At 57.9% G+C, this 14029-nt stretch carries 8 protein-coding genes; 7 read left to right on the top strand and 1 reads right to left on the bottom strand.

What is annotated here, in order from left to right; translation table 11 throughout:
• Positions 1–143: 143 nt before the first annotated feature.
• Positions 144–1463, top strand: coding sequence for a 4-aminobutyrate--2-oxoglutarate transaminase (gene gabT / locus ACVBAU_RS01520; protein ID WP_448328874.1), 1320 nt, complete (start codon positions 144–146; stop codon positions 1461–1463).
• Positions 1464–1533: 70 nt separating this feature from the next.
• Here gabT and ACVBAU_RS01515 read toward each other — a convergent pair whose 3' ends face one another.
• Positions 1534–3150 carry an FMN-binding glutamate synthase family protein gene (locus tag ACVBAU_RS01515; protein ID WP_448327479.1) on the bottom strand — a complete coding sequence of 539 codons (1617 nt, stop codon included), beginning with the start codon at positions 3148–3150 and terminating at the stop codon, positions 1534–1536.
• 450 nt (positions 3151–3600) lie between these two features.
• On the opposite strand from ACVBAU_RS01515, the gene ACVBAU_RS01510 reads away from it, so the two are divergent.
• The 6 genes from ACVBAU_RS01510 to ACVBAU_RS01485 all read left to right on the top strand — a co-directional run bounded on the left by ACVBAU_RS01510 (position 3601) and on the right by ACVBAU_RS01485 (position 14026).
• The gene (locus tag ACVBAU_RS01510) at positions 3601–4560 is read left to right on the top strand and encodes a TAXI family TRAP transporter solute-binding subunit (RefSeq protein ID WP_138924706.1); all 960 of its coding nucleotides are present in this window, start codon (positions 3601–3603) and stop codon (positions 4558–4560) included.
• A 123-nt stretch (positions 4561–4683) separates the two neighbouring features.
• Positions 4684–7452: a TRAP transporter permease gene (locus tag ACVBAU_RS01505; RefSeq protein ID WP_138924707.1), complete on the top strand. Its 2769-nt coding sequence runs from the start codon at positions 4684–4686 to the stop codon at positions 7450–7452.
• A 167-nt stretch (positions 7453–7619) separates the two neighbouring features.
• On the top strand, positions 7620–8726 hold the full coding sequence (locus tag ACVBAU_RS01500; RefSeq protein WP_335744680.1) for a carbon-nitrogen hydrolase family protein: 1107 nt from the start codon (positions 7620–7622) through the stop codon (positions 8724–8726).
• 83 nt (positions 8727–8809) lie between these two features.
• Positions 8810–11548: an aminotransferase class I/II-fold pyridoxal phosphate-dependent enzyme gene (locus ACVBAU_RS01495; protein WP_138924709.1), complete on the top strand. Its 2739-nt coding sequence runs from the start codon at positions 8810–8812 to the stop codon at positions 11546–11548.
• Between the two features lie 24 nt (positions 11549–11572).
• On the top strand, positions 11573–13033 hold the full coding sequence (locus tag ACVBAU_RS01490; RefSeq protein ID WP_138924710.1) for a biotin carboxylase: 1461 nt from the start codon (positions 11573–11575) through the stop codon (positions 13031–13033).
• A gap of 18 nt (positions 13034–13051) precedes the next feature.
• Positions 13052–14026: a C45 family autoproteolytic acyltransferase/hydolase gene (locus tag ACVBAU_RS01485; RefSeq protein ID WP_448327475.1), complete on the top strand. Its 975-nt coding sequence runs from the start codon at positions 13052–13054 to the stop codon at positions 14024–14026.
• Positions 14027–14029: the final 3 nt, after the last annotated feature.

Here is a 14029-nt window from a genome sequence, read left to right as displayed (position 1 = left end):
TGACAATTAAATTAAACGCAATAATAGGATTTTAAACGCAGGTCGCGTTTCAACAAGAGGATTTGTATATGCCTAGCACTGTCAAAAAACAGCCGCGCAATGCCGCTGCAAAGAAACCGGCAAAAAGCAGCGTCGTGCCCGACATGCTTGATGCAAATGTATCTGTCGAAACCAATGCACAGCTGGTTGCACGCCGTGACCTTGCCGTCCCACGTGGTGTCGCTTCTGCCGCGCCGATCTATGCGAAATACGCCGAGAACGCAGAGCTCTGGGACGTAGAGGGCAACCGCTATATCGATTTCGTCGGCGGCATTGGTGTGCTGAACACCGGCCACCGTCACCCCAAGGTGATCGCCGCGGCAAAGGCGCAAGAAGACCAGTACACGCACACCAGCTTTCAGGTCGTGCCTTATGGGCCCTATATCGATCTGGCGGAAAAGCTGAACGCGCTGGCCCCTGGGGATACACCCAAGAAAACCCTGCTGGTCACAACCGGTGCCGAAGCGGTGGAAAACGCCGTTAAGATCGCGCGCGCCGCGACAGGCCGCCCCGGTGTGATCGCCTTTACCGGCGGCTATCACGGGCGCACGCTGTTGACGCTGGGGATGACCGGTAAAATTTCCCCATACAAAAAAGATGTGGGCCCCTTCCCGTCGGATATCTTCCGCGCGCCCTTCCCATCAGCCCGTGACAGGATCACCGTTGAGGACGCGATCACCGGTCTGAAAAACCTGTTCCTGACCGATGCGCAGCCCGAACGTGTGGCCGCGATCATCATCGAACCCGTTCTGGGCGAGGGCGGCTATACCCCAGTGCCTTTTGACATGATGCGCCAGCTCCGCGAGATCTGTGACCAGCACGGCATTATGCTGATTGCAGACGAGGTTCAGGCAGGCTTTGGTCGGACTGGCAAATGGTTCGCGATTGAACACTCCGGCGTAGAGCCTGACCTGATCACCGTCGCGAAATCCATGGCGGGCGGTTATCCTTTGGCCGGTGTTATTGGCCGCGCCGATGTTATGGACGCGATGATCCCTGGCGGTCTGGGGGGCACCTATGGCGGCAACCCCGTCGCCTGTGCGGCAGCGCTTGCCGCGATTGAGGCGATCGAGGAAGAGGGCCTGTTGCAGCGTTCCTTGGATATGGGCGAACACCTCAAGGCGCGCTTTGCCGAGATCGGTGCACGCTCCGCGCCGTTCCGCATGTGGGATATCCGTGGTTTGGGTGCGATGGTTGCAGTCGAATTCGTGACCGACTTTGACACCGCAACACCCGATGGCGACTTTACCAAACGTGTCATTGCGCATGCGCTCAAGCGGGGCCTGTTGCTGCTAAGCTGTGGCATGCAGGGCAACGCCGTGCGTGTTATGGTGCCGCTGACCGCGTCCGATGCGATCATCGAAGAGGGGCTCGAGATTTTCGAAGCCTCCGTCGTTGCTGCGGTTGCCGAAGACGCAAAGTAAACTGTCCCGATTTAATGAAAGGCGCGCCGGGATACCTGCGCGCCTTTTGTGTTTCTGACCTTGGCTGTCATTAGTCGAAGGGCACAAAGCTGTCGGCCTGTGCCCGTGCCCAACGGGTTTTGTTGCCGTTATAATCGGGTGATTGATCGTCCAGCAAATAGCCTTCGGGCAGGTAGCCATAGACCTGATCCCCCTGCACCATGCTGTTATCGCTTTGCCGCATCATCATATGGCGGGGCAGGAAATTGCTGGGGCTTTCCAGACCGGCGGCACCGGCCATCTCGCCCAAGGCCATCAGCGTATTGCGGTGGAACCGCGCGACACGCTGGCTTTTGTCGTCCACATCCAGCGCGCGTTGCCGCGTGGGATCTTGGGTCGCGACGCCAACGGGGCACTGATTAGTGTGGCACGCCTGCGCCTGAATGCAACCCACTGCAAACATGAACCCACGGGCCGAATTGCACCAATCCGCGCCCAAGGCCAGCGCCCGCGAAATATCAAAGGCCGACACAACTTTGCCCGCTGCCCCCAGTTTCACCTGATCGCGGATACCGGCACCGCGCAAAGTATTGTGCACAAAGGTCAGCCCCTCGACCATCGGCATGCCGACGTGGTTGGCAAACTCCAACGGGGCGGCGCCGGTGCCGCCTTCGGTCCCATCCACGACGATAAAGTCGGGCACGATCCCGGTCTCCAGCATCGCCTTGACCATACACATGAATTCGCGCTGGTGTCCGATGCACAGCTTGAACCCGACGGGTTTGCCGCCTGACAGATCGCGCAGCTTGCCTAGAAACTCCATCATCTGCACGGGCGAGGTGAAGGCAGAGTGGGCTGCGGGCGAGATGCAGTCGTGCCCCATGGGAATCCCCCGGGCTGCCGCGATCTCGGCGCTGATCTTTGACGCGGGCAGCATCCCCCCGTGGCCCGGTTTGGCCCCTTGGCTAAGCTTGAGCTCGATCATCTTGATCTGGTCGCTGGCGGCCTGTTCTTTGAACTTATCGGGGTCAAACTGACCATCTTCTGTGCGGCATCCAAAATAGCCCGACCCGATTTCATAAATCAGATCGCCGCCGCCCTCGCGGTGATACCGGCTGATCCCGCCTTCGCCGGTGTCATGGGCGAACTGGCCCATCTTGGCCCCTTTGTTCAGCGCACTGATCGCATTGGCCGACAGTGACCCAAAGCTCATGGCAGAGATGTTATAGATCGACGCATCGTAGGGTTTCTTGCAGTCCTTGTTGCCGATGGTCACGCGAAAATCCGTATCGGTGATATGCACAGGCTGCACCGAGTGGGTGACCCATGAATATCCGGCATCATAGACCCGCATCCGCGTCCCGAACGGTCGCGCGTCTTCAACGCCCTTGGCGCGTTGGTAGACCAACGACCGGTCATCGCGGCTGAAGGGTTCTTCGTCCTGATCGGATTCAATCAGGTACTGCCTTATTTCCGGGCGGATGCCTTCAAAGAAGAACCGCATGTGACCCAGAACAGGATAGTTGCGCAGGATCGAATGTTTGGTTTGGATCAGATCGTAAATCCCCATCGCCATGAGGGTGCCCAAGATCACTGCCGGTAGGATCATCCATAATGACCACAGCGCCGAAAGCGCCGCGAACAGGACGAAAAGCACAGAGATTAGCGCAAAAGGGCCAAAGCGGCCGAGGGACTGTAGTGCTTTCATAGGGAGGAGGCTCCTGCTGGAATGGCGAAGGTCAAATGCACCTTTTTCGGAGGGTATATAGCACGATAAACCTCAATGTACTGCGCAACCCAGTCGGATGTTCGTCCCTACTGGCGGCGCGCAGTTTTGATATTTCGCCAATCCGCGCTATCATTGTCTGATATTGGAATGGGCATATAGAATTAGCTATGAAAAATCAGTTGATTACAGGACTAACGCATTGTTATTTCTGCCCTGCGTCCGTTAAATGACGGTGGCCTTTTTGTACCGCATAGTGAAAATAAAACACAGTTTCATCACGCGAAACATATAGGGTCAGAGCATGTTTTCGGGGAGGAAACGGAATAAATCCGCTTGTTTTGCTTCGGAATATCTGCGCTCATTTCAATCATAACGGAGAGCATACGCATCAATGACGTATGTTCAGACAACTAAGTTGGGAGACTTCAAATGACGATTTTCAAGTCAATCGCCATCGCCTCTGCACTGGTCGCGGGTACCGCAGCCACCGCGCAGGAAAAATTCATCACTATCGGGACCGGCGGCCAGACCGGGGTATACTTTGTTGTGGGTCAGTCGATCTGCCGCTTGGTAAACCGTGACAGCGCCAAGACCGGCCTGAAATGTACCGCCCCGTCCACCGGTGGTTCCATCGCCAACATCAACGCCATCAAGGCGGGTGACATGGACATGGGTGTTGCCCAGTCCGACTGGCAGTTCCACGCCTACAACGGGTCTTCGCAGTTCGAAGGCGACAAGTTCGACAAAGAGCGGGCGGTATTCTCTGTCCACGCCGAGCCCTTCAACGTGATCGCGCGTGCTGACTCCGGCATCGAAAGCTTTGACGACCTGAAAGGCAAACGTGTCAACATCGGCAACCCCGGTTCCGGTCAGCGCGCCACAATGGAAGTCGTTCTGGACGCCAAAGGCTGGACCCTGGATGATTTCGCGCTCGCATCCGAGCTGAAGCCAGCCGAACAAGCTGCTGCTTTGGGCGATAACAAAGTCGACGCGATCATCTATACCGTGGGCCACCCCAACGGGTCGATCCAGGAAGCCGTATCCACCGTAGACGCCAAGCTGGTGCCGGTTGAAGGCGAAGCGATCGACAAGCTGGTCGCCGATAACCCCTTCTACGCCTACTCCACCATCCCCGGTGGCATGTACAAAGGCACCGATGCGGATGTAAAAACATTCGGCGTGAAAGCGACTTTTGTGACCTCTTCCGACGTGGATGACGAGGTCGTGTACGAAGTTGTCAAAGCCGTGTTCGACAACTTTGACCGCTTCAAAAAGCTGCACCCCGCGTTTGAGAACCTCAAAGAAGCAGATATGATCAAAGACGGCCTGTCTGCGCCTCTGCACGACGGTGCGGCGAAGTACTACAAAGAGCGTGGCTGGATTGAATAAGCCTAACGTTTGACCATTTTCGAACGCGGGGGAGACCTCGCGTTCGTACCCTGCGGCAACGACCGCAGCAGTAAGACAATAAACGTGCACCTGTCCTGATACGGGGCCACCAAGGGGACGAAGATGTCACAAAATGACCAACACCAAGCCGCCGCAGTAGAAGCTGAAGCCGCCGGCAAAGCCGGGCTGAGCCAGAGCGACCTCGACGAACTTGTCGCGTCTTCGGATACGGGCGGCAGGTCTGCGACCGGCAGCGTTGGTGTTTTTCTTGCGCTAACTGCGCTGGCATGGTCGCTGTTCCAACTGTGGATCGCATCCCCTCTTCCTTTTATTTTCGGCTGGGGCGTCTTTAACGACACCGAGGCACGCTCGATCCATCTGGCTTTTGCTATTTTCCTTGGCATCGCGGCCTTCCCTGCAGCGCGCACAAAGGTGCAGCTGGGGCTTGGCATTCTTGTGCCGGTGATGCTGGCTTATCTGTTTATGGTTGCGGCCAAAGACGGCACGCCGACGTGGTGGATCCCGCTGGTCGCCATCGCCATTGTCGCAACCGTTGTGCTTGGATCGCCCAAGGATCGTATCCCGCTTTGGGAATGGGCCTTGGCGCTGGTCGGTGCGGCGTCGGCCCTATATTTGTTTGTCTATTACCGCGAAATCTCGGGCCGCGTGGGGGCACCGAACATGCAGGATACGGTCGTCTTTGTGATCGGCATTATGATCCTGCTTGAAGCAACGCGCCGCGCACTCGGGCCTGCGTTGATGATCGTCGCCTCGGTTTTCCTTGTGTACAATGTGCTGGGGCAGATGATGCCCGACATCATCGCGCACAAAGGGAATTCCCTGTCAGAGATCGTGAACCACCAGTGGATCACCACCGAAGGCGTGTTCGGGATCGCACTTGGGGTTTCTACCTCGTTCGTCTTCCTCTTTGTGCTGTTCGGCGCCCTGCTAGATAAGGCCGGTGCCGGTAACTATTTCATCCAGGTTGCGTTCAGCCTGATGGGCCACATGAAGGGCGGGCCGGCAAAGGCTGCCGTGGTGTCCTCTGCGATGACGGGTCTGATTTCGGGGTCCTCCATCGCGAACGTGGTGACCACGGGGACATTTACCATCCCGTTGATGAAAAAGGTGGGATTCAGCTCTGAAAAAGCCGGCGCGGTAGAGGTGGCATCGTCGGTCAACGGGCAGATCATGCCGCCCGTGATGGGCGCTGCGGCCTTCTTGATGGTTGAATATGTAGGCATTCCCTATTTCGACGTGGTCAAACACGCCTTTTTGCCTGCCGTGATATCCTACATCGCGCTGGTCTATATCGTGCACCTCGAAGCCTTGAAGGCCGGTATGGTCGGGCTTGAACGCCCCTATACGCCCAAGCCGATTGTGCAACGTCTGCTAGTGTCTGCCTTTATCATCGCCTGTATCTGCGCGCTGAGCTTTGGTGTCTATTATGGCATGGGTTGGCTGCGCCCGGCCTTCCCCGACACTGCGGGCTATATCATCTTTGCGCTGCTAACGGCGGTCTATGCCGGTCTGCTGTATATCGGTTCGAAAGAAGAGCCGCTGGTGCTGGATGATCCGAATGAACCCGTCACGCGTCTGCCCTTACCGGGGCCCACGGTGCGGTCGGGTTTGCACTTTATCCTGCCCATCGTCGTGCTGGTTTGGGCGCTGATGGTGGATCGCCTGTCGCCGGGTCTGTCGGCGTTCTGGGCCACGACCTATATGGTCTTTATCCTCGTGACACAGCGTCCGCTGATGGCGTTGTTCCGTGGTGAAAGCCAGTTCGCCAATGATGTGGTCGCGGGTATCCGTGATTTGATCGATGGGTTGGTCGTGGGTGCGCGCAATATGATCGGCATCGGTATCGCTACGGCGACCGCCGGCGTGATCGTAGGTGTCGTGAGCCAGACCGGCGTTGGCTCTGCGCTGGCAGATGTGGTCGAGGTGCTTTCGGGCGGTAATATCCTTGCGATCCTGTTCCTGACCGCGATCCTGTCGCTGATCCTTGGGATGGGGTTGCCGACAACGGCGAACTATATCGTTGTATCGGCCCTGCTTGCGCCCGTTATCGTGACGCTTGGCCAGCAGAACGGCTTGATCGTGCCGCTGATCGCGGTGCATCTCTTTGTGTTCTACTTCGGCATCATGGCTGACGTGACACCGCCCGTGGGTCTTGCCAGCTTTGCCGCCGCCGCCGTGTCCGGTGGGGACCCGATCAAGACCGGTGTTGTTGCGTTCTTTTACAGCTTGCGGACTGCGGCGCTGCCATTCCTGTTCATCTTCAACACCGAACTTCTGTTGATCGATGTGACGGTGGTGCAGGGCATCTTTGTCTTCATTGTCGCGACCATTGCGATGCTGCTGTTCGCGGCAGCGACCCAAGGGTGGTTTATGGCCCGCAACCGTTTCTACGAGACGATTGCCCTGCTGCTGATTGCCTTCACCCTGTTCCGGCCCGGTTTCTGGATGGATATGGTCTTTCCGCCCTATACCGAAGAGGCACCAGCCGCGATCGTTCAGGCCGCCGCCGATACCCCATTGGGCGAAGACCTGCGTCTGCGGGTGGCCGGTATCAATGATTTGGGCGATCCGATCGACTTTGTCGCCTTGTTGCCAATCAGCGAAGGCACCACCGGCGAGGAACGGCTGGAGGCAGCGGGCGTGATCACCCGTGTCGAGGACGATAAGATGTTCATCGACGATGTGCTCTATGGTTCAGCCGCGCAAGCTGCCGGTCTCGATTGGGATCAAGAGGTGCTGCGTGTCCTGAAACCCGTCCCAACCCCAAGTAAATATTGGATGTTCATCCCCGCGCTGTTACTGCTGGCCCTCGTGGTCGTGCTGCAACGGGGTCGCACAGCGCGTGCGGCGCGCAAAGAAGCGGTGGTGTAGAAAATTAGTTTGTGCAGGTTACGCATAGAGGCCATGCAAATGCCGGTGGGGTCACCATCACGTCACGTGTTTAATATTCCCAACAATGGGGGTATGGACTCGTCACCTTGGGCGTATGGGCGGAGTATTTCCGGCCCCTTCCGCCCATTTGGACGGAGTGACAAGTTATGACACCTTTTGCGATTGCAGGCGTACAGATGTACGTCAACGCGCTGGAGTCCAACGTTGATGGCATGATCCAGCGACTGGACATCCTGATGGCGCGTTTTCCATGGACCCAGATGGTCCTGTTTTCCGAGCTGGCGCCTTTTGGCCCGCTTGACCAGTTTGCATTGCCCCCCGAAAATGAAACGCTTGAGGTGTTTCAGGCTGCTGCACGCAAGCACCGTGTCTGGCTGATCCCCGGCTCCATGTTCCTCAAAAATCCCGAGGACGGGCGCGTGTACAACACCGCCGTGGTGATCAACCCCGAGGGCGAGATCATCCGCCGTTACGCCAAAATGTTCCCGTTCCGGCCTTATGAATCCGGCATCGCGGCGGGCACTGAATTCTGCGTCTTTGACGTGCCAGAGGTCGGGCGTTTCGGGCTGTCGATCTGCTATGACATGTGGTTCCCCGAAACCACGCGCCAGCTGACCAGCCAAGGCGTCGAAGTGTTGCTGACACCGGTTCTGACCGGCACCACCGACCGCGATGCAGAGCTGGCGATTGCCCGTGCGACCGCGGCGCAGTTCCAGTGTTATGTCTTTGCCGTCAACGGTTTGGGCGCGGGTGGCGTCGGTAAATCGCTGGTCGTTGATCCCACGTCGATGGTGCTGCACCAGTCCGCCGGTCAAGAAGACATGTTCCCGATCGAAGTCGACCTGTCGATGGTGCGCCGTCAGCGCGAAACCGGCATGAAAGGTCTGGGGCAGGTGCTTAAATCCTTCCGCGACCGGTCTACCGATTTCTCGATCTATGACCGCTCCAGCGGGACGGACGCCTATCTGAACACACTTGGCCCGCTTGAGGTGCCGCATCAGGGGACCCGCGCCGGTCTGCACGTTGATGTGCCCGCACAGCGCGTGCCCGATGCGCCTGCGTTCAAGGGGCATGAAACAACAATACCTGCGGTTCAACCGGGCTTTGCCCCCGAACCGCTGCCAAATCCTACGGCGGGGACTGCCACTATCGCGGCGCCCGTCGCACCGCCTGTAGCTCCGGCTGCAGCGACACCAAACCCACCCGCAAAGCTCGGTGATCTACCGGGCAGCGGGCCGACATCTAGCGGCTAGGCTGCGGCACTCAGGTCCGGTGCTTTTCAAAAGTGCCGGACATCGGGATGCAGCAGTCGACCGCCCAAAGCGGAGTACGATTGATGCATTCTATGAACGACTATTCGTCGGCAATTCAGTTGCGGTCCGACCGATGGAGCGCGCTGCGTGAAGCGGCAAGCGGGCTCACCCGCGCCACCACAGCGAAAGAAACCGACACCCTGCGCGCCAAATGCGCAACGCTGTTTGAATCACTGTCGCTGATCGAACCCTATTGGGCCTTTCCGGGCATGGCAGCGTTCGAACACCTGCAGCGGATGCTGAACAACAACAGCGTTGGCGATATGTCCTTTGCCGTGAACCGCATCACGCGGGCGCTGACAACGGGGGCCTATCGCCGTCGCACCATCCCGCTGGAACGCGACAGCATCGACCATGACGAACATGACGACGAGGCCATGCTGTCCCCCGAAGCGCGGGCGCTGACCAAGCCGTATTTCGAGGTGTTGATCGTCGATGACGTGAATGACCAGCAGGAACGCTGGCTGAAATCCAACGTCAGCCGGATGCGCCGCCCCGAAGACCCGTTCCACTATGAGGCGGTGGTGGTCAAATCCATCGAAGACGCGCTGATCGCGGTGCTGTTCAACCACAATATCCAAGCCATCGTTGTGCGCCCGGGCCTGACGCTCAAATCCAAAATGGACGAGACAATTCTGGTCCGCTACCTCGCGCGCGCCGGCGGGCAGGAGGAGATCGACAAGCTCCAGCCCGAAAACTATGGCCCCGAACTATGCCGGATGATCGCTAAGGTACGCCCCGAGCTTGATGCCTATCTGGTCACGGAACGGTCAGTCGAAGACATCGCGGGTCTGGATCTGGGGATCTGCCGTCGGGTCTTTTACAACCAAGAAGACTTTATGGAGCTGCACCTGAACATTTTGCGCGGGGTGCAGGCCCGGAACAAATCGCCATTCTTTACGGCGCTTGTCGAATATTCCAAACAGCCCACGGGTGTCTTCCACGCCATGCCGATCAGCCGCGGCAAGTCGATCACGCGGTCGCACTGGATCCAGGACATGGGGGCGTTTTACGGGCCGAACATCTTTCTTGCGGAAACCTCAGCCACGTCTGGGGGGCTGGACAGCTTGCTGGAACCCCATGGGCCCATCAAAGAGGCGCAGGAACTGGCAAGCCGCGCTTTCGGATCCAAGCAGACCTTCTTTGCCACCAACGGGACGTCGACCTGTAACAAGATCGTCGTGCAGGCGCTGGTCCGGCCCGGTGACATCGTGCTGGTGGACCGCGACTGCCACAAATCCCACCACTACGGGATGGTGCTGGCAGGTGCGCAGGTGTGTTACCTCGATAGCTATCCGCTGAACGAATATTCCATGTATGGTGCCGTGCCGCTGCGCGAGATCAAGCATCAGTTGCTGGCGCTCAAGGCGGCGGGCAAGCTGAATCAGGTGCGCATGTTGCTGCTGACCAACTGCACGTTCGACGGGCTGGTCTATAACGTCGAGCGGGTGATGGAGGAGTGTCTGGCGATCAAGCCCGACCTGATCTTCCTGTGGGACGAGGCGTGGTTTGCCTTTGCCCGCTTTAACCCGACCTACCGCCAGCGTACCGGCATGAACGCCGCCAATACGCTGCGTGTGCGGTTCAAGTCGGACGATCATCGCGCCGCCTATGAAAAGCAGCAGGCAGAGCTGAAAGACGCAGACGACGAAACGTTGCTGAATACGCGGCTGATCCCTGCGCCCAACGCGCGGGTGCGGGTCTATACCACGCAATCGACCCATAAAACGCTGACATCCCTGCGACAGGGGTCGATGATTCACGTGAACGATCAGGACTTTAAGGGCGAGGTGGAGCAGAGCTTCCACGAAGCCTATATGACCCATACCTCGACCTCGCCGAACTACCAGATCATCGCCTCGCTTGATGTGGGGCGGCGTCAGGTCGAGCTTGAAGGCTTTGAATTCGTGCAGCGCCAGATCGAGGCCGCTTTGTCGATGCGCCGCGCGATTGCCGACCACCCGCTGCTGAACAAATACTTTAAGGTGCTGACCGCGGGCGACATGATCCCGCAAGAATATCGCGAAAGCGGGGTGACCAGCTATTACGATCAGCAACAGGGCTGGACCGATATGTGGGACTGCTGGGAGAAGGACCAGTTTGTCTTGGATGCCAGCCGTGTGACGCTGCTAGTCGGCGGTACGGGCTGGGACGGTGACACGTTCAAGACCGATATCCTGATGGACAAATACGGCATCCAGATCAACAAGACCTCGCGCAATACCGTTTTGTTCATGACCAACATCGGCACCACGCGGTCCAGCGTCGCCTATCTGATCGAAGTGCTGGTCGAGATCGCCAGATCGTTGGATGACCGTCTGGATGACGCCAGCAAGATGGAACGCCGGTCCTTCGACAACCGCGTTGCCAACCTGATGGAGAACTATCCGCCGCTGCCGGACTTTAGCCGTTTCCACGAGGCGTTCCGAAACGACAACGTGACCTCAGAAGGTGATATTCGCACGGCGTTCTTCCTCGCTTATGACGAAAAGAACACCGATTACCTTGAACTGAACGGCACGCTAAAGGATGCGATGGACGCCAACCAGACGGTCGTGTCTGCCAGCTTTATCATCCCCTATCCCCCCGGCTTTCCCATCCTTGTACCTGGACAGGTGGTGAGCCAGGAAATCTTGTCGTTCATGCGGAATTTGGACGTCAGCGAAATCCACGGTTACCGCCCCGATCTGGGGCTACGCGTCTTTACGGATGCGGCGCTGAAACGGGTGCGCAAGAAAAACCTGTCGTCTTCACCTGACTAAGATTAAGCAAAGGACCAAAATATCATGACAACGACTGTTCTCAAGAATATCTCGGAAATTCGCCGGTTCTTTCACCGTAACGAAGACCCTGTGTACTTTATCTCGGCCACGAACTTTAACCTTCTGGGTCTCGATGAGTGGGTGAAAAACTTCAAATACATCTGCTATATTGACTGCTACGGCGGCAAGCACCCGAACGTGTTTTGCCCCTCGGAGCAGCCCCATGCGGAATTCCAGAGCATCGAAGACATCAACAATTATCTGCTGCAGCACAAAGAGGTTATCGACTTCATCAAGCGGCGCGGTGGCAAGCCCAAGTTCGTGTTCCTGATGTTTGACGAGGAAACCGAACGCCTGTCGAAAGAGCTGGGGGCGGATGTCTGGTTCCCCAAGGCCAAGCTGCGCACCAAGATGGACAACAAGATCGAAACCGTCCGTATCGGCAACAAAGCCGGTGTGCCGTCGGTGCCGAACGTGCTGGCCGAGGTCAAGGATTACGAAGACCTCAAAAAGACCTGCGAGAAGGCCGGGATCGGGCACGATCTGGTGCTGCAATCCGCCTTTGGCGACAGTGGTCACACGACGTTCTTTATCAAGTCCGAAGCAGACTTCCGCCGTCATGAATCCGAGATCGTCGGCGAGGGCGAGATCAAGATCATGAAGCGCATCGACTGTCGCGGCTCGGCCATCGAGGCATGTGCCACCAAGGAAGGCACGATCGTGGGCCCGCTGATGACCGAGCTCGTTGGTTTTAAGGATCTGACGCCCTATCGCGGGGGTTGGTGTGGTAATGAAATCCTGTCGACGGCCTTTCCGCCCAAGGTCCGCCAGAAAGCGCGCGAGCTGACTTATAAATTCGGGGAACAGCTGCGCAAGGAAGGCTATCGTGGCTATTTCGAACTGGATTTCCTGATCGACAAAAAGACCGGAGACATCTGGCTGGGCGAGCTGAACCCGCGCATCACAGGCGCGTCGTCGATGACGAACCACGCGGCCTTTGCGCACGCCGATGCGCCGCTGTTCCTGTTCCACCTGCTGGAGTTCAGCAAAAAGAAGTTCAATCTGGATGTCGAAGAGCTGAACAACCGCTGGGCCGACCCGCAGAACATCGACGGCTGGAGCCAGATGGTGATCAAACACACCGACGACAGCGTCGATATCTGCACCGAAGCGCCAGAGACTGGTATCTACAAGATGAAGGAAGACGGCAGTGTGGTGTTTGACCGCTTTGACTATCACCGTCGTGCCGTGGAATCCGAGAACGAGGCGTTTTTCCTGCGCATCTTGCGACCGGGTGATTACCGCTATGAAGGGGCCGACATTGGCATCCTTGTGACCCGTGGGCGGTCGATGACCAAGTCTTTCCAGTTGAATGAGCGCGCGAAAAAGTGGATTCACGGGATCAAGCAATCGGTGAATGGTCGTCCGTTGCCCGTCGCCGAGGCGGGGCCAGCGATGTCTGATCCGGCGTTCAAGATACTCTAAGCACCGAAAGGGCAGCACATGCTGTGGCGTGCCATTTCAGAAGAATTGCCCGGCCCGAAATGGGCCGGGCTTTTCGCCGAATATTGGCCTTTCTACCGTAAATGGTGGCTGAAGGAAGGTGAGCCCGCGCGCCCGACCTATGCCGAATGCCGTCGTGCGCTTAAAACTCATATGCCCGACCTAATCCCGCTTTACGAAGACCTGTGCGACCAGGCGGGCGGCGGTGATCTGGCTGCGCGGTTCCTGAGCTTCTATTGCCCGCCGCCCTATCTATCGGGGTGCAGTCAGGCGGTTTGGGGCGGCAAGGAACCCGTCATGGTGCGCAACTATGATTATAATACCAACGCGTTCGACAGTCTGGTTTTGCGCACCGGCTGGAACGGTCGTCGCGTGATGGGCACATCCGACGGGCTGTTCGGGTTGGTCGACGGGGTGAATGACGCGGGTTTGTCGATTTCGCTGACGTTTGGTGGCCGTCGTGTAGTGGGCGTTGGTTTTGGCGTGCCGCTGATCCTGCGTTATGTGTTGCAAACTTGCGAAACTACGGAACAGGCCGGTGAAATTCTGGCGCGTGTGCCGACCCACATGAGCTATAACGTCACCGTGCTGGACCGCAAACGCAAGTATCTGACCGCGCTGATGGCACCGGATCGTCCGGCGATCATCACCAAGGCGGCCGTGGCGACGAACCATCAGGAGAACGTCGAATGGATCAGCCACGCACGGTTCACCGCGACGGTCGAGCGTGAAAGATACCTGCTGCAACGGCTGCGGTTTCACCGTGATCCGGAAGAAAAGTTCATCAGCACGTTCCTCAAGCCGCCGCTTTATTCGCACCAGTTCAACGCAGGCTTTGGCACGCTTTACACCGCCGTCTATCGCCCGAGAAAACGCGAGATGGAACACCGCTGGCCCGGAACCGTCTGGCATCAAAAACTGGATGCGTTCGAGGAAGGGTCACGCAATGTGCTGATGCCCGTCACGGTAACGTAGACC

The sequence above is a fragment of the Sulfitobacter sp. M13 genome, assembly GCF_053474885.1.
This window is presented reverse-complemented; position numbering and strand designations above follow the sequence as displayed.

Excerpts from the sequence above, each read along its gene's own strand:
- gabT (WP_448328874.1), top strand. The coding sequence starts at position 144 with ATGCTTGATGCAAATGTATCTGTCGAAACCAATGCACAGCTGGTTGCA.
- ACVBAU_RS01515 (WP_448327479.1), bottom strand. The coding sequence starts at position 3,150 with ATGAAAGCACTACAGTCCCTCGGCCGCTTTGGCCCTTTTGCGCTAATC.
- ACVBAU_RS01510 (WP_138924706.1), top strand. The coding sequence starts at position 3,601 with ATGACGATTTTCAAGTCAATCGCCATCGCCTCTGCACTGGTCGCGGGT.
- ACVBAU_RS01505 (WP_138924707.1), top strand. The coding sequence starts at position 4,684 with ATGTCACAAAATGACCAACACCAAGCCGCCGCAGTAGAAGCTGAAGCC.
- ACVBAU_RS01500 (WP_335744680.1), top strand. The coding sequence starts at position 7,620 with ATGACACCTTTTGCGATTGCAGGCGTACAGATGTACGTCAACGCGCTG.
- ACVBAU_RS01495 (WP_138924709.1), top strand. The coding sequence starts at position 8,810 with ATGCATTCTATGAACGACTATTCGTCGGCAATTCAGTTGCGGTCCGAC.
- ACVBAU_RS01490 (WP_138924710.1), top strand. The coding sequence starts at position 11,573 with ATGACAACGACTGTTCTCAAGAATATCTCGGAAATTCGCCGGTTCTTT.
- ACVBAU_RS01485 (WP_448327475.1), top strand. The coding sequence starts at position 13,052 with ATGCTGTGGCGTGCCATTTCAGAAGAATTGCCCGGCCCGAAATGGGCC.